At 53.2% G+C, this 19189-nt stretch carries 18 protein-coding genes, 5 tRNA genes, 1 rRNA gene and 1 pseudogene; 7 read left to right on the forward strand and 18 right to left on the reverse strand.

Annotated elements, in window-relative coordinates:
- Positions 1-114: 114 nt before the first annotated feature.
- The 3 genes from DI44_RS06360 to DI44_RS06350 all read right to left on the reverse strand — a co-directional run bounded on the left by DI44_RS06360 (position 115) and on the right by DI44_RS06350 (position 2438).
- Entirely contained in the window at positions 115-519 is a 405-nt protein-coding gene (locus DI44_RS06360; RefSeq protein ID WP_033025689.1) for a hypothetical protein, read from the reverse strand.
- Positions 520-532: 13 nt separating this feature from the next.
- Positions 533-1459: a glutaminase A gene (glsA, locus tag DI44_RS06355; protein WP_033025691.1), complete on the reverse strand. Its 927-nt coding sequence runs from the start codon at positions 1457-1459 to the stop codon at positions 533-535.
- Positions 1460-1862: 403 nt separating this feature from the next.
- The gene (locus DI44_RS06350) at positions 1863-2438 is read right to left on the reverse strand and encodes a Uma2 family endonuclease (RefSeq protein ID WP_033025692.1); all 576 of its coding nucleotides are present in this window, start codon (positions 2436-2438) and stop codon (positions 1863-1865) included.
- A gap of 146 nt (positions 2439-2584) precedes the next feature.
- Between DI44_RS06350 and DI44_RS06345 the strand changes: the two genes are divergently transcribed.
- Both DI44_RS06345 and DI44_RS06340 read left to right on the forward strand, forming a co-directional pair.
- Complete coding sequence (locus DI44_RS06345) at positions 2585-3046, forward strand: Uma2 family endonuclease (protein WP_033025693.1); 462 nt, start codon at positions 2585-2587, stop codon at positions 3044-3046.
- 367 nt (positions 3047-3413) lie between these two features.
- Positions 3414-3487: transfer RNA gene (locus DI44_RS06340), tRNA-Pro, on the forward strand.
- A gap of 92 nt (positions 3488-3579) precedes the next feature.
- Here the strand turns inward: DI44_RS06340 and bioF are convergent.
- The gene (bioF, locus tag DI44_RS06335) at positions 3580-4752 is read right to left on the reverse strand and encodes an 8-amino-7-oxononanoate synthase (RefSeq protein ID WP_033025694.1); all 1173 of its coding nucleotides are present in this window, start codon (positions 4750-4752) and stop codon (positions 3580-3582) included.
- 206 nt (positions 4753-4958) lie between these two features.
- Here bioF and DI44_RS06330 point away from each other — a divergent pair, with 206 nt between their 5' ends.
- Positions 4959-5141 (forward strand): small acid-soluble spore protein H, encoded by a 183-nt coding sequence (locus DI44_RS06330; protein WP_011231614.1) that lies wholly within the window; start codon positions 4959-4961, stop codon positions 5139-5141.
- A gap of 276 nt (positions 5142-5417) precedes the next feature.
- On the opposite strand, the gene DI44_RS06325 is transcribed toward DI44_RS06330, so the two are convergent.
- The 7 genes and pseudogenes from DI44_RS06325 to DI44_RS06300 all read right to left on the reverse strand — a co-directional run bounded on the left by DI44_RS06325 (position 5418) and on the right by DI44_RS06300 (position 9110).
- On the reverse strand, positions 5418-5786 hold the full coding sequence (locus tag DI44_RS06325; RefSeq protein ID WP_015375225.1) for a VOC family protein: 369 nt from the start codon (positions 5784-5786) through the stop codon (positions 5418-5420).
- Positions 5783-6565 (reverse strand): YhfC family intramembrane metalloprotease, encoded by a 783-nt coding sequence (locus DI44_RS06320; protein WP_033025695.1) that lies wholly within the window; start codon positions 6563-6565, stop codon positions 5783-5785. Before DI44_RS06320 ends, DI44_RS06325 begins: the two co-directional genes overlap by 4 nt.
- Before the next feature lie 24 nt (positions 6566-6589).
- Positions 6590-7237, reverse strand: a complete 648-nt coding sequence (locus DI44_RS06315; RefSeq protein WP_015375227.1) for an SdpI family protein — start codon at positions 7235-7237, stop codon at positions 6590-6592.
- Positions 7224-7508 carry an autorepressor SdpR family transcription factor gene (locus DI44_RS06310; RefSeq protein ID WP_033025696.1) on the reverse strand — a complete coding sequence of 95 codons (285 nt, stop codon included), beginning with the start codon at positions 7506-7508 and terminating at the stop codon, positions 7224-7226. Before DI44_RS06310 ends, DI44_RS06315 begins: the two co-directional genes overlap by 14 nt.
- 474 nt (positions 7509-7982) lie before the next feature.
- The gene (locus DI44_RS19740; protein WP_347229975.1) at positions 7983-8135 is read right to left on the reverse strand and encodes a hypothetical protein; all 153 of its coding nucleotides are present in this window, start codon (positions 8133-8135) and stop codon (positions 7983-7985) included.
- A pseudogene (locus DI44_RS19745) lies at positions 8124-8342 on the reverse strand (AMP-dependent synthetase); the annotation flags it as partial. The pseudogene DI44_RS19745 and the gene DI44_RS19740, both read right to left, overlap by 12 nt.
- A gap of 252 nt (positions 8343-8594) precedes the next feature.
- Complete coding sequence (locus DI44_RS06300; RefSeq protein ID WP_033025699.1) at positions 8595-9110, reverse strand: DoxX family protein; 516 nt, start codon at positions 9108-9110, stop codon at positions 8595-8597.
- Between the two features lie 265 nt (positions 9111-9375).
- On the opposite strand from DI44_RS06300, the gene DI44_RS0117190 reads away from it, so the two are divergent.
- The 3 genes from DI44_RS0117190 to DI44_RS19480 all read left to right on the forward strand — a co-directional run bounded on the left by DI44_RS0117190 (position 9376) and on the right by DI44_RS19480 (position 10990).
- The gene (locus tag DI44_RS0117190; RefSeq protein ID WP_198527199.1) at positions 9376-10035 is read left to right on the forward strand and encodes a PAS domain S-box protein; all 660 of its coding nucleotides are present in this window, start codon (positions 9376-9378) and stop codon (positions 10033-10035) included.
- Between the two features lie 12 nt (positions 10036-10047).
- Positions 10048-10674 (forward strand): diguanylate cyclase, encoded by a 627-nt coding sequence (locus tag DI44_RS0117195; protein WP_050483847.1) that lies wholly within the window; start codon positions 10048-10050, stop codon positions 10672-10674.
- A gap of 85 nt (positions 10675-10759) precedes the next feature.
- Positions 10760-10990: a 4-hydroxyphenylacetate 3-hydroxylase C-terminal domain-containing protein gene (locus tag DI44_RS19480; RefSeq protein ID WP_241766392.1), complete on the forward strand. Its 231-nt coding sequence runs from the start codon at positions 10760-10762 to the stop codon at positions 10988-10990.
- Positions 10991-11291: 301 nt separating this feature from the next.
- Here DI44_RS19480 and DI44_RS06290 read toward each other — a convergent pair whose 3' ends face one another.
- The gene (locus DI44_RS06290; protein WP_033025708.1) at positions 11292-12728 is read right to left on the reverse strand and encodes a sodium/proline symporter; all 1437 of its coding nucleotides are present in this window, start codon (positions 12726-12728) and stop codon (positions 11292-11294) included.
- 345 nt (positions 12729-13073) lie between these two features.
- Between DI44_RS06290 and DI44_RS06285 the strand changes: the two genes are divergently transcribed.
- Positions 13074-14315 carry an aminopeptidase gene (locus DI44_RS06285; RefSeq protein ID WP_033025705.1) on the forward strand — a complete coding sequence of 414 codons (1242 nt, stop codon included), beginning with the start codon at positions 13074-13076 and terminating at the stop codon, positions 14313-14315.
- A 220-nt stretch (positions 14316-14535) separates the two neighbouring features.
- On the opposite strand, the gene DI44_RS06280 is transcribed toward DI44_RS06285, so the two are convergent.
- From DI44_RS06280 to DI44_RS06255, 6 genes are all read right to left on the reverse strand, one after another.
- Positions 14536-17316 (reverse strand): GTP-binding protein, encoded by a 2781-nt coding sequence (locus DI44_RS06280; protein WP_033025706.1) that lies wholly within the window; start codon positions 17314-17316, stop codon positions 14536-14538.
- A gap of 815 nt (positions 17317-18131) precedes the next feature.
- Positions 18132-18208, reverse strand: a tRNA-Arg gene (locus DI44_RS06275).
- Positions 18209-18535: 327 nt separating this feature from the next.
- A tRNA-Gly gene (locus DI44_RS06270) sits at positions 18536-18606 on the reverse strand.
- Positions 18607-18702: 96 nt separating this feature from the next.
- A tRNA-Arg gene (locus tag DI44_RS06265) sits at positions 18703-18776 on the reverse strand.
- A gap of 9 nt (positions 18777-18785) precedes the next feature.
- A tRNA-Gly gene (locus DI44_RS06260) sits at positions 18786-18857 on the reverse strand.
- A gap of 208 nt (positions 18858-19065) precedes the next feature.
- A 23S ribosomal RNA gene (locus tag DI44_RS06255) occupies positions 19066-19189 on the reverse strand; the annotation flags it as partial.

Raw genomic sequence — 19189 nt, forward strand, 5'->3', positions numbered from 1 at the left:
AAGTGGGGGTAGTTCACAAATATTCCGCTGCCGCTCAGTTTAATCCACCATTATTTGGCCACGGACTGCCATATCAACAAAAAATCCTGGACTCTCCCGTCCAGGACCGTTCCCTCACACTTCCACCGTCTTCCCTTCCTCGACGATATGATAAAGCAAATGGGCTAAATGGTGAATCGGGCCGTATTCCTCTTCGCCATCTTCCGCCATTTCTTCTTCGTCGGCGAATTCAAGGTCGTTTAAGTAAAGCGCCATAAATTCGTAAAAGTCTTTCAGCTCAAAGCTGTAGCACGCGCTCGGGTCTTCGTTGTCTTCTTCATATTGAAGCATTAAATACGATACGTTGCCTTCGTTGTCCTCAGCGTCGAAAAAGACGAAATAGCCGATATTGGTGTCAAGGTCAAACAAATGCCGCGTCCCGCCTTCGGTCGCCTTGTCAAAATCCTCTTGGCTCAACTTGCCGACGTTCATCGCTTCGACGTCGTCTTCGCGGTGAAACTGGACCGTAAATGTTTTCATCGTGATTTCCTCCTTAGAAAATGCTTAATGAATACGTTTTTGACAGCCGCTCGAGCAGTTTCACCCCGGTCACGCTGTTCCCTTTATCATCGAGAGCCGGGCCGAAAACGCCGATGCCGTACCGCCCGGGCACGGCGGCGAGAATGCCGCCTGAAACGCCGCTTTTCGCCGGGATGCCGACTTTGATGGCAAATTCGCCGGATGCGTTGTACATGCCGCACGTGACCATAAATGTTTTGCAAATGCGGGCGACATCAAGCGGCATGAGCGGCTCACTCGAATGCGGATCGCGTCCGTCAAGCGCGAGCACCAAGCCGATGCGCGCCAAATCAATGCAGGTCATTTCGATGGCGCACTGTTTCGTGTACAATTCCATCAGCTCTTCGACATCTTCGTCAATCATCCCGTGCTGCTTTAGAAAATAGCAAAGCGAACGATTTAAAAACGCTGTTTCAAATTCGGAGCGGGCCACTTCGTCGGAGTACGAGATGCGTTCGTTGCCAGCGAGACGGCGGACGAACGCTAACAGCCGTTCCAACCGTTCGGACACCGAGCCGCCTTGAATCATCGACGTGACGACAAGCGCGCCGGCGTTAATCATCGGATTCAGCGGCTTGGCAGGCTTTTCCTCTAATTTGGCAATGGAATGAAACGGATAATCCGTCGGCTCCATGCCGACTTTATGGAACACCTCATCCTCGCCCCGGTCGATGAGCACAAGGGCGAGCGCAATAATTTTGGAAATGCTTTGCAGCGTCACCTTGACTGTCACATCGCCAGCATCCACGACCCGCCCATCCGGCGTGTAGATCGCAATGGACAGCTCGTTCGGATCGGCCTTGCCCAAGGCGGGGATGTAATCGGCCACTTTGCCGTAGCGGGCGTACAGCTTCGCTTCTTCGACAAAGCGGACCAGTTCTTCTTGGTTGTACACAAGCATCACCGATGGTTAGTATCGCCTATTTTTTCCGTTTCTATGCCCAAACGATTCAAACAGCGGCGGTTTCCGACGGGGGCGCTTTGCCCTCGCCAAGCGGACCGCCGGCAAAAAACCGCCCCACTCCCCTCAAGGCAGCAACCTATATAGATGCAACGAAATCGTTTAACATATCCTTGACGGAAAAGTGGCTCATCCATTTTTGACTGTCGAAGGCAAGCCTATGGCTTGCCTCCGTCACGCTAAGGCGTGACGGAAGACCGAACAACGACTCGCTTCCAGACCCATTCATGGGTCTGGAAGCGGTGTTGTTCGGTCACTCGACAGTCGGATGAAATGACCGGTAAAAACGAAAAATGTTAAAGCTTTAAATTGCATCTATATAGGCCTGCTGCAACTGTTTTTCTTATTCTTCTTCAGGAAACACGTTTTTCAATTCGATCGCAAATCCGGGAAACATGCGGACAGGAATCGTATCATCGCGGACGTACATTCCTTGATGGCGGAATCTCCCTTCTTCCAGCACATAGACATCAATCGTCTCATTCATCGGATCGACAATCCAATATTCTTTCACCCCTGCCCGCTCGTAACGGTGAAATTTGACGATTTTATCCTTGCGCACCGTCGATTTTGAAATAATCTCCACAACGAGATCCGGCACGCCAACAATTCGTTTTTCGCGAATTTTGCTTTTGTCGCAGACAACGACAAGATCTGGCTCAATCCATTCGCGAATTTGTTCCGGATCATCCCGATCCGCCAAACAAACATCGATCAGAGCGCCAAATACGGTGCATGTTTTTCCACGCAAATAGGCCGCAAATTCCACCAGCAATTCACGCTGCACAGCCTGATGTTTCGGCGTTGGAGCGGGAGACATGTTGAAGACTTGGCCGTCAATGACCTCATAGCGTACATCTTCGTCAAGCATCATATATTGCGCATAAGTAAACGGCTGCCCTTTTTCCGGCGCTGGCATGAAAACGGCCTCCTTTCCTCTTTTCTTTTTAGTATACTTGAATACCGCCTGGCAACCTAGCGTTTTCTTTTTCTCAACAACCCGTTGTAGGCAAGGGAGACCGGTTTCAAGTATAATGAAAAAGAAATGAAAAAGAGGTGAGGAGCATGCAAGAAGCCATCAACATGTCCCCGTCCCCGTCATGGGAACATCAAATCGTTTGCGACAATCTTGTTTCCATGATCAAAGGAAAAAGCCCATGTCAACCGATTTCCAACTTATCCGTGAAACTCGAAAAGAACGGAAACGTGATGAACGAGTTTATCCAGCCGGATGTCGCTGTCTATTGCGAACGGCCGGAAAAAATCATCGGCGGCTATAAGGGGCGGCCGCTCATTGTCATCGAAGTTGTCAGCCCGTCAACCTACAAAATCGATGTGACGCTGAAAAAAGATTTGTACTGCGCCTACGGAGTGGAGGAATACTGGATCGTTGACCCATACAACAAAACGATCCGTCAGTGCACACTCGAACATGATCGATACGCCGAGATGATCATCGCCTGCGGAGAAACGTTCGATTCTGTGATCGGAACGATTGACACCGCGCTCGTTTTCCAAGGCGTGTAGAAGACGGGGAAAACCATTCTTTTCGGCCTATCGGCGGTTTTTGTGGCGGAAGTCGAGTCGATTTTGCAAAGTTCCTCAACTTAAAAAGAGTCTCTGCTGAACAACTCGTTTCCAATCACGAGTTCTTTAGCGGGACATCTTGCATGCTTTGTCGTATAATCAATGGCGAATTCTCTGTCGCAAAAGCAGGGGCGGACAGACAGAGGAAGATACGTTCAAAGGAGCATGAAAACAGAAAAAAACAGACTTGTCAGCAACAAGGATGCCGCTAGTCTTTCAACGGCATCCTTTTCCAACTCAACGCAAAATTCGCCATTGATTTTGTCCTGCTTTTCTTGTATAATCGAAAATGTCTCACCATCCATTTCGGGATGTAGCTCAGCTTGGTAGAGCACACGCATGGGGTGCGTGGGGTCGCAGGTTCAAATCCTGTCATCCCGATCGAAGGAAACCAGCCGAAAAAACGTCCGGCTGGTTTTTTGTTTTTCTTCCCCCGCGTTCCATCAGTTCCATCATTATGATGCTGTTTCCTCCTACGAAATCAGTCCAATCCGCTTCCCCGCCAAAGTGATGCAGTCAACGGCCATATCAATGTCTTCTTCCGTCATCGCGGCGGTGATGGAAAAGCGAATGCGCGCCGTTCCCTCAGGGACGGTCGGCGGCCGGATGGCGACGGCTGCAATGCCTGCTTCCTGCAGCAGCCCGCTCATGGCCACCGCCCGGTCGTTCGGGCCGACGATCACCGGAACGATCGGCGTCTCGCTGCCGCCGGTGTCAAACCCAAGCTGTTTCAGTTTCGTGCGGAACTGTTCGCTTAAGGCGTGCAGCCGCTGGCGCCGCTCCGGCTCGGATTGAACGATATGAATAGCCGCTTCATTGGCGGCAAGGACCGATGGCGGCAAGGCGGTCGTAAAAATGAAGCTGCGGGCGCTGTTGATCAAATACTCAATCAGCCACGGCTCTCCTGTTACATACGCGCCGAAGCTGCCGAGCGCTTTGCTGAAGGTGCCGATGGCGAGCACATCCTCTTCCTTCTCAAGCCCGAAATGGTGAAGCAGCCCTTCGCCGTTCGGTCCGAACACACCGCCGCTGTGCGCTTCGTCGACAATCAATATCGCGCGGTAGCGCCGTTTCAACTCGACAAGCTCCGGTAGCGGCGCCCAATCGCCGTCCATGCTGAAAACGGCATCGGTGACGATCCATTTCCGCTTACCGGGCGGAGATTGCTTCAACAATGACTCCAGCTGATTCATGTCGTTATGACGATAGCGGAAACAAGCGGCTTTGCTCAAGCGGATGCCATCAATTAAACTCGCATGGTTCAACTTATCGCTAAAGACAAGATCATCTCGGCCAATTAAAGCTGTCAACACGCCGATGTTGGCCGTGTAGCCGCTGTTGAAAATAAGAGCCGCCTCTGCTTTTTTCCACTGTTTCAACGCGGCTTCCGCCCGCTCATAGAGCGGATGATTGCCGACGACGAGCCGCGACGCGCCCGCTCCAGCCCCGTAGGTTCGCATCGCCTCACAGCCCGCCTCAATCAGCCGCCTATCATCCGCCAACCTTAAATAATTATTGGACGCTAAATTCAACATCGGCTTTCCGTTCAGGATGACCGTAGCGCCTGAAGCCTCTGCCCGGCGCAGCTGGCGTTTTTGCGCTTTTTGTTCCCATTCGTGCAGTTTGACGGTCAGTTCGGTTTTCATCCCTATCCCCCTTATATGTAAACTATTTATAAAAAATAGTTTACATTAAAACGTGTGAATCGGCTAGGAAAAGATGGTCGGTTTTGTTGATTGATTATTTAGCACATTGTTTTGGAAATTATTCTTTCCGATCTCGGCCACATGCATAGTTCAATCGCACACCTGTCATACTATGCGTGTTATCGGCAAATAAGGAGGTGTTTCAGATGGATGTCCGTCGGGCGCAAGAAATCGCGTCGTCGCCGGTGATGGCAAACGTCACGTACAACGGCCAGCGCATTTACATTGAGCATGTCGACCAGCAAAAAGGCGTAGCCACGATTCACCCGCTTGACAACCCAAATCAAAAGCAAAGCGTGCCGGTCGCAAGCTTAGAGGAGCATTCGTAACGAAAAAAGCGAGAGAAAGGACGCGTCCTTTCTCCCGCTTTTTGATTGAATCGGCCGTCAGCTCTTCCCGCTGCTTGTAGGCCTCTTGCACCGTTTGTTCCTTCATCGCTGTCCGGCCTGCCGTCCGTGTGTCGGCGGCGCGGGCCGGATGCCCGGCGCGTTGGTTGTCCGGTTTCCGTTTCATCGCCCTCCCCTCCTTCATCCCTAGCATGCCCCGAATGAGACGGGTTTACGATAGCGAAGGGGAAAGAGAGCATTCTCGCCTCAAACACTATTTTACCTTATTTTTTCCAACAGCTCGATCCGATTGCGGAACGGATCGCGAAATGAAAAGCGCTTCACTCCTGGGATCGGTTTTTCGTCTTGCGTCGCGACGCCGTGCTCTTCCAAATAACGGCGCGCCGCTTCCACATCTTCCACTTCGAAAGCGGGGTGGCTTTTGCTGTTGTAGCCGTCGCGTTGTTCCGCCCCGATATGGAGCTCGATATCGCCGACTTTGTACCAAAGCCCACCGTTTCCTTTCAGCGATGCCGGCTTTTCGATTTCTTGAAAACCAAGCACACCGGTGTAAAAGGCGCGCGCTTCGTCTTCGGCGCCAAACGGAATGCAAATTTGCACATGGTCAAGCCGTTTGACACGAATCATCGGTTTTCCCCTCCCTGTTCGAATGCCGGTTGTATGCGGCGGATGAACGAAACAGCGGCGAGCACCCAAACAAGCAGCACCGCTTCGACCGCCCAAACGTTCGTGACCACTTTCGCTTGGTAAAGCGCCGGCATCACGTCCATCGCCGCATGGATCAAAATGGCGTACAGGACATAGCGGAATTGCTTCTCCCGCACCCCAAACAAAACGAGGAGCGACAGCGCCACGTGCACTGTAAGCGCAAACAGCCGTTCCAAGCCGCCTAACACGTACATCGCCAACGGCGTGTGCAACACTTGCTCCTTGATCAGCTCCGCCTGTCCTGCCGGAAGCGATGGGGCGATCGTTTTGTCGAATGATCCGGATTGAATCAAGCTCGCAAGCACGATGACATTGACCGCGCCAACCGCCCCGAGCAATACCGCTTCCGTCCCGCCGTGCCCAAGCCCGAATGATAAACCATCGCCATATCCGCGATGTTGCTTTAGCAGCCAACGGAACCCGACATAGCGGCCAAGTTCTTCAAACACGCCAGCGGCGAGCGCGGCGTACAGGACAAAGAGCCAAACGCTGTCTGTTCCTTTTAACGCTGGCCGGCCCGGTTCGAGCACAGCGATGTGCAGCGCTTTTTCCAATACTTGTGAGAAAACGAGAAACACAACAGCCCCGACGCCGAGCGCTTTCCATGAAAGCCATCCTTTTTTTCTCCCGTACCATGCGAGACCAACAGGAACAAGCAGTGAAATGGCAAGCTGCACCGCCGCACCGATCATTCCCACGTCCCTCTCCCCCCTGCCGCTTATTTATGAACGGTTGCGCTGTTCTTGCTGCTCATAAAGAAACGATTGAACGATGAGATACAAATTGCCGACAACGATGATGACGAGAAACAAAACAGCCCTCATCTCCCCGCGCCAAAACGCGGTGAGCATCGACAAAATCCCCATCGCGATAAACACCTTGCCGCCAAGGCGGTGCGTTTTGTTCCAAACGGCCTCGCTTTCCAACGTCCACGGCGTGCGGATGCCGATAAAATAATTCGGTTTGATTTTCGGCATGTAGTTTCCCAACACGATGAACAGCACTCCGACACCAATCGGCACAAGCCGTCCAACATCGACCGGAACTCCGAGATTGTACGCCAATGTTGCGATATGCAGGAGCAAGAAAAAGAAGGCGAGCGCCGCGTTGACAATGCGATAGCTTTTTTGAAAACGGCCGTAACTTTCTTTTTTCGGGTCAAACTTCGGCAACACTCCCATCAACATGATGAGAAGTGTCATCAATAAGGGGGGAAGGAAGGCACCCAACCATTTGTTGCTGAAGCCGTCGGCTTCACCCGCTGCGTTCCAGTGAATGGCCACTTGATCCGGCAAATAAGGAATGGCAGCCAGACTGATGACATAGGCGAAAACTGTAAGCATGATCGCAAGCCGATTACTCTTCCACATGTTTCTCTCCCCTTTCGACAAAATCGTAAAACCAGCACAGCAAATCTTGAAACACCGTCGTGTTCAGAGAGTAGTAGATATGCTGTCCCTCACGCCGGTCTTGCACCAAATCAGCCTGTTTGAGAATTTTCAAGTGATGCGAGACGCTCGGTTTTTGCATATCAAAATGCGAAGCGATCTCCCCTGCTGTCAACTCCCCGTTCCGCAACAAGGATAAAATTTTCCGGCGCGTCGGGTCGGCGATCGCTTTAAACGCTTCGTTGAATGACAATGGCGATCCCACCTTGCAAACGAGTTTTCGTTGGATGAACCGCTAAAGGGGCATCTTTCGTTTATCACAGCTTCGTACGCGGCACATGCAAACGATTTTTCATGCCGGTCTATAGTTAGACATTTAGGAAATTATCTAAATACGGACAAAAACATTCGATATTTAGACATCTTTCTAATTAAAGAATATTCCATTTCCATTGGATTGTCAATGTATTTTTCGACTTTTCACCTCTCACATGCGGCATCCGACCGCTGCCCCTCGATGAAAGAGAAACAGCCCAGCGCCACCCCCTCCGCCACTGGCGGAGGGGGATTCCCCATTAACTTCCATTAAACCCCCGTCGGCCAAGCGGCGAGCAGCCGCTCGCTTTTTTCACCATCAATTCGTCTGTTAATTGCCGCAAATTGTCCACCGTGATCCCCCTTTTCCAGAAAAAGGCGGGGCGGCCCGCGCCAAAACCCCGCCGCGATGTTATTCCCTCGGAAGCAGCTTTCGCAATACTTTGCCTGACGGCGTCGCCGGCAGTTCATCGATGAACTCGATATAGCGCGGATATTTGAACGCCGCCATATGCGCTTTCGCCCATTCGATCAACTCAGACGGCGCCACCTTTCCTTTTTCCACCCCTTTTTCCCGCAAATAGCGGGCAAAACGGTGAACGTGATCGAGCAAGGTTCCCCACGTGATCACCTTGTTATAGAAAATGTACGCCGGCTCGTTTTCCTCGCGTTCGCCGCGATGGCGCAAATAGCCATAGAGCGGCTGTTCGCCGAGCTCATAGCGGAGTTCCTTCGGCAGCCCGCTCGGCCAGTATGGGCGTGTTTCATTCATTCGTTTCACCATCCCTTATAAAAAATACTGAACGGTTAGTATGTTACCTTGCAGAAAACGCTTTCAAATACTTGTTCATGTCTCCTGCTTCATCCATATGCATATCATTTCGCCGTCATTCGCCAAATTCCTTTCTCGAACAGCCAATCATTTTATCCGACGCGGCAAACGACCACCCCCTTCCACGTTGGAGAAGGAGCGGCCGTTCGGAAAAGGAGGAAGCCTGAAGCAGCGCATGCGGCTTGGTGACGGTCATTGATGCGCCGTAGCCGGACGGTGTGGACGATGCGTTTTATTTATCCACCAATGGCGGAGATATGGCAGCACCCAACGGTCCAAACCGCAGCGTCCCGCATTGGCTCCGGCGACGAGGAGAAAGACGGTAAGAAGCACCATTTGCGGGTTCGTGCTCGTCGTGCCTGAGAACATGAAGGCGAAGTTCATAACAGCTCCCATGAGGGCGGCAAACGTCGTAAACAATCCGAGAATGAGCGCGATCCCGACGAGAAATTCACCCCATGGCACAAGAACGTTGAACAATCCGACATTCGGCAACGCCACGTGTTCGATAAACGCCGCCCACCAGCTTTGCACGGCCGGGTGTTCGCCCGCGGCTTTCGCCAACGCTCCTTTTAAAAATCCGGTGGCGTCAAACCCTTGCGTGATTTTTTCCCACCCTGCCGTCATCCATTCATATCCTAAATACAAGCGGAATACGACCATCAACACCGATGCCGTGACGTGTTCGCGCATCCATTTGACAACCATCGTGTTTCTCCCCTTTCGTTTTGGAAGATGTTCCTTACACTTTTATCTTAATCGTTTTTTCGCCTGGCGGCGCAGAGTTGCTCACTATTTCACAATATCTTCAAAAAGTTATGACGGAATGATGAATGCAAGATTCGTTTCATCGCAGTAGGCCTTTCCTCACAGGAAAAAGGATTGGCGTCTTGCCTCTCATACCGGAAAATAAAATAAACAATGTTAATTTTTAGAGAAAAGGAACGATTCAATGGAGGGGAAAAGAAAGAACATGCTACTAAGACAAATGGATCACTTGTACGAGCAAATTGTCGAACATACGAGCCAAGGGATTATGGTGACTGATGCCGACGCCCGCATTCTTTTTGTCAATCGGGCGTTTACGACGATCACCGGCTACAGCAAAGACGATGTGCTCGGAAAAACACCGCGTCTCTGGCAATCGGGGAAACACGGGAAACCATTTTACGCCCGGTTATGGCAATCATTGCTCGAAACGGGACAATGGCAAGGGGAAATTTGGAATCGGAAAAAGGATGGAACCATCTATCCACAATGGCTCCATATTAATGCGGTCAAAAACGAAGCGGGACGCATTGTCAACTATGTCGCCTTGTTTTCTGATATTAGCGAACGGAAAGCGATCGAGCACGAACTGCAACAGCGGGAAGAGCAATACCGGTTTATCACGGAAAACTCCTCAGATGTGATCGCGACAATCTCTCAAGACGGGGCGCTCACCTACGTTTCACCGGCTTGCCGCTACGTCCTTGGTTACGAGCAAGAGGAGCTGATCGGCCGCTCCGTCTTGGAATGGATTGAACCGGACGAACATGACGAGTTGCCGCCGCTCCCGATGGAAACGGATGATGCATTTCGTATTCTAACGTTTTGTTTTCGCTTTCGCAAAAAAGACGGAACGTACAGCTAGCTTGAGACGACGGTGCGCAAGCTGGACGGCTGCAAAGGCTTGATCGCCGTCGTCCGCGATATTACGCTGCGCAAAGAGGCGGAAGAGCAGCTGAAAAAGGCGAACGATTTACTCCAGCATATGCTGTCGCTTGACAGATTGACCGGCATCCCCAACCGCCGTTCATTCGATGAGCGCCTCGCCCGCGAATGGGAACGCGCAAAGCGGCACAAAGCGTCGTTTGCTGTCATGATGGTCGACATCGATGCGTTCAAACGGTTCAACGACACGTACGGCCATCAATGCGGAGACGACTGTTTGCGCAAAGTCGCCTTGTCGCTGAAGCAAACAGCAGAGCAATACGGCGGGACGGCAGCGCGCTATGGGGGGGAGGAATTTGCCGTTATTTTGCCGCACACTTCGCCGTCCGAAGCAGCGGCTGCCGCTGAGGCCATACGGGCAAACGTCGAGCGGCTCGCCATTCCGCACGGTTCCTCGCCCGCTGCTTGTGTCGTCACAGTCAGCGTCGGAGCCGCCGTCGCCGTCCCGCAACCAAACGAGAGCGCGGAAACCGTTCTTTCCCTTGCCGATCAGGCGCTTTATCGAGCCAAACAAAACGGGCGCAACCGGATGGAAATCGCCTGTCCCGCTCGTGGATGAACCTCCTTCCTTTTTCTGGGCGCGCATACAACGGTCATTTCTCGCTGCCGGGCTCCAAGCGAAACCGGACCGGCGCGGCACCATAGTGCCCGATCCTAACTCGCTTTACGCCGCCGCGTTTTTGTATCCGCGGTTATACCCGCGTTTTGTCGACATCGTTCAGTTGCTTGGCGCCAGCGGGCTTGTTTGCCTGCCAACGGAAGCGGATTTCTCCTCTCCGCTCCGCCCGGATTTGGATCGGTATTTGCAGGTAACGATGCTTCCGGCCGACAACAGCGGGTGCAGCTGTTCCGCTTCGCCTGAGATCTGGCGATGAGCGCCTTCGGGATGCGCTAGACGCTGTACGAACCGTTTTTCTTCGGCGATCCGGTCCGGTTTGCGACGACCTTTTACCATCGCCGCGACCGGGAAGCATGCACCCAAATGGTGCGGCGGTTTTTGGACAGCGAACAACGTTGGCAAAACGGCCACAAACACAGCACAGGGCTGGCATAAACACCCTCCTTTTCTCAAAAGAAGCGAGATATCGTCAAGCGTTCAGTGCAGATACGCAACAATCAGAAAGGGTGCCCCGCTTCTTTCGGGACACCCTCATGTTCATGTACTGACGTTATCGGTTACATCGTCCGCTGCCGGTCAGGGAACAACAGGCTAAACAGCACCCCGGCCGCCAGCGCAATGGCAAATGTCGCAAACCGCGAGCTAACGATGGCCTCAAGCGGAGAGGAAATCCAAATGACCGTGCTGACAAAACCGGCCACAATCGTCGCGATGACGCCGATGCCGGAATACCGCTTCCAGAAGAAAGAGAGCAAAATCGCCGGCGACAACGTGCAGCCGATCCCTGCCCATGCCCAGCTGACAATAAAATACACAAGCGACTCGGATGTCATCGCCAACACCAAGCCAAGCAGCCCGGCAACGACCACCACCGCCCGAGAAAGCGCGACAAGCTGTTTTTCCGACAGGCGAAGGCGCAAAGAACGGCGCGCAATGTCTTCGCTGATGGCGCTCGTGATCACCAGCAGCTGTGAATCGGCCGTTGTCACGATGGCGGCCAAAATGCCCGACAAAAGCACTCCCGCGAGCCACGGCGGCAATAAATCGAGCGCCATGTGCGGCAACACCGTCTCAACATCGGCGAAAGGCTGATTTTGATAAAGCGCAATCGCCGCAAGGCCGATCAAAAACGCACCACCATACGCCAGCAGCGTCCAAACGATGGCGACCGTCTTCGCCGTTTTCGCCTCACGGGCGTCTTTTAGAGCCATAAAGCGGACGCTCAGCTGCGGCTGGCCGCCTAGATAGCCGAAAAACCAGGCAAAATTGTTAAACAACAATAGCCCAAGCGCCACACCGGTCACTCCCCCCGTCCATGAGTCGAGGCCCGGTTTCGCATGCTGAAGCGCTTCACTGATCGACAACCCGCCGCTATAAATTTCCACGAGCGCCGCAATGGGCAAAATGACGAGCGTGGCCAACATGAGCACACTTTGAATCATATCCGTCCAGACGACGCTGACAAACCCACCAGTGTACGACAAAAGGATGACAATCGCCGCGCTGATGACCATGCCAAGCGCTGGGTCGATATGAAACACGGCAAACAACGTCTTGCCCGCTCCCGCAATTTGCGCGCTGAAGTAAAACATCATAAAGCTAAAAATAAGGACGGTCGAAAGCCATAAAATCGTTTGCCCGTGGGCGCCGAACCGTTTCGCTAAATAGCCGGGCAAGGTCAGCGCTCCATGTCGCTCCGCTTCTTGACGGAAACGGTCCGCCAAAAAGAGCCAGGCGCACACAATGCCGATGATAATGCCGACGGCCACCCAAATGGCAGAAAGGCCGCTTGCAAACACAAAACCCGTGTAGCCAAGCAGCAGCCATGCCGATTCGCCTGTCGCCCGCTCGGAAAACGCGAGCGCCCAGCCGGGGAGTTTTTTTCCGCCAAGCAAAAAATCGGAATGGCTCATCTCCTTTTTCCCATACCAATAGCCAAGCGCCGCCATCACAAGACAATACAGCACGAGTTCCGCCAAGATGATGCCATTCATCGCTGTTCCTCCCTGTTTGTATGGTTTTGCGCAGGCGCACACTTGATCTGCCAGTCCGTCCCTCTCTTTTTGCTTCGCCATTCCACCCCCTTTTCATAAAAATGGCACTATCATCAGGCTGCGACGATAGTGCCGGTGACAACGAAGTTTGTTGCTCTTCACCATGGAACCTTCTTTACTCTTTACATATGTGTCAACCCATCCTGTTATTCCAACATGAGGCGCGTCCTACATCGGAACGTTTCGCTCTCGTCCGGACAGCGTCCACATGTAAAGCTCCCTAAGTTGCGAGGCGGTGGGAATTATAATAAAGTGGAGATGAATCCAAAAAAAGGAGTGAACAAGATGAACCGTTGGGAGAAGGAATTGGACAAATACGCCGAACTGACGGTGAAAGTCGGGGTGAACATTCAGCCCGGGCAGACGCTGTTCGTCAACGCCCCGCTCGAAGCGGCGCCGCTCGTCCGCAAAATCGCCAAAACGGCGTACGAAACCGGGGCAAAGCATGTGTATGTCGAGTGGAACGACGAGGCGCTTACATACATTAAATTTCACCACGCCCCAGAGGAAGCGTTTTCCGAATATCCGATGTGGCGGGCAAGAGCGATGGAAGAACTCGCCGAACAAGGCGCGGCCTTTTTATCCATTTACGCCCCGAATCCGGACTTGTTAAAAGACGTCGATCCAAAGCGGATCGCGACCGCCAATAAAACAGCGGCGCAAGCGCTCGCCAACTATCGGAGCGCCATTATGGCCGACCGGAACTGCTGGTCGCTCATTTCCGTCCCCACACCGGCGTGGGCGCAAAAAGTATTTGGCGATCTGCGCGATGAAGAAGCCATCGACAAATTATGGGAAGCGATTTTCCGCATCACCCGCATCGATCATGACGATCCGATCGCTGCCTGGCGCGAACATAACGACCGGCTCGCTCGCATCGTCGATTACTTAAACAACAAGCAATACAAACAACTCGTTTATGAAGCGCCAGGCACCAATCTCACAGTCGAGCTCGTCGACGGGCACGTCTGGCACGGCGGCGCGGCGACGAGTCAAAGCGGCGTGCGCTTCAATCCGAACATTCCGACCGAAGAAGTGTTTACCATGCCGCATAAAGACGGCGTCAACGGCACAGTGCGCAACACGAAGCCGCTCAATTACAACGGCAACGTGATCGATCGGTTTACGCTCACGTTCAAAGACGGTCAAGTCGTCGACTTCAGCGCCGAACAAGGATATGAGACGCTTAAGCACTTGCTTGACACCGATGACGGCGCGCGCCGCCTCGGGGAAGTCGCCCTCGTGCCGCACCAATCGCCGGTGTCGCTGTCCAATCTCATTTTTTACAACACGCTGTTTGATGAAAACGCCGCTTGCCATTTGGCGCTCGGCAAGGCGTATCCGACCAATATCGAAAACGGCGCCTCTCTTTCCAAAGAGGAGCTTGACCGCCGCGGCGTCAATGACAGCCTCGTCCACGTCGACTTTATGATCGGCTCAGCTGATCTGAACATTGACGGCGTGACGAAAGACGGGAAGCGCGAGCCGATTTTCCGCAGCGGCAACTGGGCGTTTGAGCTGCAATAACCCTCCATTCCACAGTTGCTCGGGCAAGAAAACAAGGCTGTTGCCAAAAGCGGGGCGAGCCCCTTTTGTCAACAGCCTTTTTCCATATTTCCCTCGCATCGACCGGGGGATGGCCGTTTTGGCGCAGTTTTCGTTCTTTTTTCGTCAAACGGATCACATACGCAGGCCCTGCGGTGAAAAGTCCGTTTGAGCCCGCCCAACACCGGCAATCAGCCGATGGTTACACGTGAATCGTCGCCGCAGCCGCCTGCGCCAGCTGTTCGCATTGCCGCAAACGGATGCCAAAGAGGACAAGCGGGTCGCGATACGCTTCGGGATTCGTGCGCATCTGCTTCAATTCCCCTTCTTGGGCGGCAATTTCAAGCTCCAGCCGCTCTAGCGTTTCCCGCAGCATCGTCGCTGGCGCTTGGAAAAACTGGGTGACGTCGCGCTCAATCGACTTCGCAAACCATTCAAACGGCAACAGCAGCTGCCGAGCGGCCGTTTCGGCCACATCGATGTAATCTTGCGTTTCGATCAGCTGCTTATATTTTTGCGCCAGCATCGCCTTATTTTGCGCGAAGGCGCCGAGCAGTTTGCCCGCTCCTTTCAACAGCAGCTGACCCGGCGTCCGGCGGAGGAAAATGTTCAGCTTCTCGATTTGCGCCCCGCTCGTCAACCGGCTGATGTCACGCCGCCAGTCAGCCACAATGCGAAAATCGCATTCGAGCATAAGCCGCTCTTCGCCAAACATGGCGTTAAACCCTTCGCTCATTTCATGCAAAAACACCTGGCATTCATTGAATTCGTCCTCCGCCGCTGCAATCCACTGTTCCATAGCAACTCGCAACTTTGGCAATACCTCTTCGTTGAGATAAGCGCGAAGCCGTTCATTCGCTTTGTCGTTCAGCTCAAGAGGCAAGCGGGAAAAATCGCTGTTTTCGCCCACCAGCTCCGCCATGTTGCGCAACAGATCGGGAATCGCCTTTGTCAGCTCACCCCGCATGTCCGCCAAGACGGTGTGGAACGACTTGGCCACTTTGGCCGTTTTCTCCTCTTGCAGGTCGCCAAGCTGATGAATGGCGCCGCTCAGTTTGGCCGCCATTTCTTTTTTCCATACGACCAGCTCCGCCAATCGACTTTCCGCCTCGGCCCGCTGCCGGAACAAATGAGCGATGAACCGGCCGGTCGTCGTTAAAATCGCTTCCTCGCGGCGGACAGAAGACACGCATCGGCGCATCTCCTCCAGCAAGCCGATGAGGGCTTGCTGCTGCTTGCGGTTTGGCGCATGCGGGGAATAGACGATGACACGGGCTTCCGGAACGATCGTACGAACGTGCGCTTCCACTTCCTCCACCATTCGCGCCGTCTCCTCTTCATCCACCATCCCGTCGCCCGGAGGAAGCAGCACGTACATCGGCGCATGCGGCGCCCGCTCATGAAGCCGCAGCAACAGCTGCTCATCAGCGCTGGAAAGCGGATCCTCGCCGTTGAGAAGAAAAAGAATGCTGTCAGCGAGCGAAAACGATACGAACGCTTCATGGTCGAATGAAGCGCGCCCGCCGAGCGGCCCGATATCCAGCAAGACAATCCCTTGCGGCACGAGTGAGAACGGAGCCGCACATTCAATGACAACATCATCAGGAAATCGGTTGGCGCGTCCTCCCGCCGCCTGTTGAAATTCATCAATGCTCGAGAAAACGGTAAACTGATCATCGCTGATTTTCGCCACTTCCAGCTCCCCGCCGTTTCTCCATGCCAGCACCGGCGCAGATGGCGCCGCCAACGCCGCCTCGCCGACCAACGTCCGCAAAAACGCCAACCGTTCATGGCGCGACGCTCCAGCGACCAAAACGCAATGCGTCCGCGAATCGGACAACTGCCGCACGACCCAGCGGAAGCGGAAGTGCGAACCCGCCCGCTGTTCTTCCGCCCAATCGGCTATTTCGTCAAACAGCGACACACCCGTCTCCCGAACGGGCCGTTTCGCATGAACGAGCCGCTTAGCGGCGTCGTTGATCGTCTCTTCTTGAAACGCCTCAGGAAATTTCTCGCTCCACGCCAACAAGGCAGCCGCCGCTGCCGCTGCCTCCGGACCGTCGGCTAAACTCATCCAGCTTTTCACAAGCGGCGGCGCCACTTCCACCAACTCTTTTAATCGGTACGGACCTTTCATCAATCCCGCATACGCATCCGCTAAAAGAACAGGGATTCTCTTCCAGTCATAGTCGCGGCGGATCTCTAATTCCTCATAGAGACGATTCCACTCCGCCAGCCACGAAAAATAAAGGTCGCCATCTCGATACCCGTTCCATAGCGCCTGCACGAGCCGCTCAAATTTCACCCGATCCGTTTCATACAGCAGCGCCAGGCAGCGTGAAAACCGCTCAGGCGCCATCACTCTCGCATGCCCTTGTTCCACATAACCGATCAAGATGTCGACCCAACGGCGCGCCGATGTCCGCAACGTCTCTCCTAACGCAAGCTCAACGGCGCTTTCCCAATCACCTTGCTCCTCGAAAAAGGCGCGCGCCCATTCGGTCATATTCGGATAATCCGGATACCGCGACACCCCGCGCTTAATCATATCATCCGCTTTCGCATTTTCCCCCAGCTCACGGTAGAGCGAAAACAGACGCAACATGATTTCTGCCTGCAACGTTTCGCTGTCCGTCTCAATCGAACGGTACAGCTCCTCGGCCAGCTCGAGACGGCCAAGCTCATAGCAGCTGTCGGCGATGTTTTTTTGCGCCCAAGGGCGCAAATCATCGCGCTGGACTTGTTCCCATTTAAAAATGGCCGCTTCATAGTCGTGGCAGTGGAAATACACTTCCCCTTGGGCAAAGCGAATCGACGACAAATCCGCGCCATCCCGATGCGCCGCGAAAAACATCTCGCCAAGCGCGCGGACAACGTCGCGTTCCCCCGTCTCGACAAGCGTCTCATAAAATGTTTTATGAACAAGTTGCTGTTCAAACCCCATGTCGATCACCTGACTCGTATATTTGCCATGCATGTTCATTGTATGGCACGTTTTCGAATTTTATTTCTATCCTATACATTTTAACAAACTTTCGCCGCCATGAACGTTTCAATTTGTTTTCATTTGCGAGACAAAATTCGACCCAATAGGCGATGAGGCCAACCAAAGGAACTTTCAATGGTGGTTACGCCCACGAACCACTTTGTTCTTTTACGTCTACAAATGCTAAAAAGACGAGGGAAAATAAAAAAGCACGTAACCGTTTTAACTACTGGGACACAATCCATTAGGAAACTCCAATATCCTCGCTGTCCCTTCCTCTACAAGCCTACTCAAGGAAGCTTGATGCGTCGGGGCAACTCGCAGCTGTTTCATAGAAGCCTTTGCTCGTTGCTCTATCCTCCTGAGCTACTGGAACATCATCAATAGAACACTCCCATATCCCTTGTTGTCTGCTCCCTAGCCAAATAAAAAATTCCCCTCTCGCACATGGAATCAATCTTCTTTCCTGGCGATCGGAGAACTTCGTTCCAGCGCCTTTTGCGCGTTCTTTTTGTATGGAAATGGCGTCCCAGGAGAGACTCGAACTCCCGACCGACGGCTTAGGGCCGGTGCCCCTTCCTCTACAAGCTTACTCGAAGAAGCCCGATGCGTCGGGGCAACTCGCAGCCTTTTCATAGAAGCCTTTGCTCGTTGCTCGATCCTTCTGAGCTACTGGAACATCATCAATAGAACACTCCCATATCCCTTGCTGTCTGCCCCCTAGCCAAATAAAAAATTCCCCTCTCGCACATAGACTTAGCGATCAGGGAACTTCGTTCCAGCGCCTTTTGCGCGTTCTTTTTGTATGGAAATGGCGTCCCAGGAGAGACTCGAACTCCCGACCGACGGCTTAGAAGGCCGCTGCTCTATCCTACTGAGCTACTGGGACACAATCCATTAGGAAACTCCAATATCCTCGCTGTCCCTTCCTCTACAAGCCTACTCAAGGAAGCTTGATGCGTCGGGACAACTCGCAGCTGTTTCATAGAAGCCTTTGCTCGTTGCTCGATCCTTCTGAGCTACTGGGACATAGCAATCACGACACTCTCATTATTTCCGCTGCCCCTTCCTCTACAAGCTTACTCGAAGAAGCCCGATGCGTCGGGGCAACTCATAGTTGTTCCAAAGAAGCTATTGCTCGTTGCTCGATCCTGCCAAGTTGCTGGAGCATCATCAACAGAGCATACTCCACAATATTCACGATAAAATAAAGGAAAGCGGGTGATGGGAATCGAACCCACGACTTCAGCTTGGGAAGCTGAGGTTTTACCATTAAACTACACCCGCATAATCCATATCAGTGAACTTGTCGTAAAAACGATTGCAATAAAAATATAATGGCAAATCGTTTTTTTGTCAATATCTTTTTTAAAGATAATGAAACGCGCTCGAGAGGATTCGAACCCCTAACCTTCTGATCCGTAGTCAGATGCTCTATCCAATTGAGCTACGAGCGCATATTGGGAAGCGGAAGACGGGACTCGAACCCGCGACCCCCACCTTGGCAAGGTGGTGTTCTACCACTGAACTACTTCCGCGTTGTAATGGTGAAGGAAGTTCATTCCTTCAAAACTAGATAACCGTTTTGGGAAGAAGCCGGGGCGATCCGCTCGCCTGCGCTTTTCGCTGTCTAGTTCCGGCCGCCATCGGCTCGCGACGCTTCGGTCCTGCTGCGGCGGGCGACAGCCTCCTCGCAGGCCCTCCAGCGCACCTCGCCGATAAGCGGGCGGCCTCCACTTTTCTTGCTAGGTTAAGCCCTCGATCGATTAGTATCCGTCAGCTCCACGTGTCGCCACGCTTCCACCTCGGACCTATCGACCTCGTCATCTTCGAGGGATCTTACCCGCTTTGCGCGGTGGGAAATCTCATC

Source organism: Geobacillus sp. CAMR5420 (assembly GCF_000691465.1).
In the GTDB taxonomy this organism is placed as follows: domain Bacteria; phylum Bacillota; class Bacilli; order Bacillales; family Anoxybacillaceae; genus Geobacillus; species Geobacillus thermoleovorans.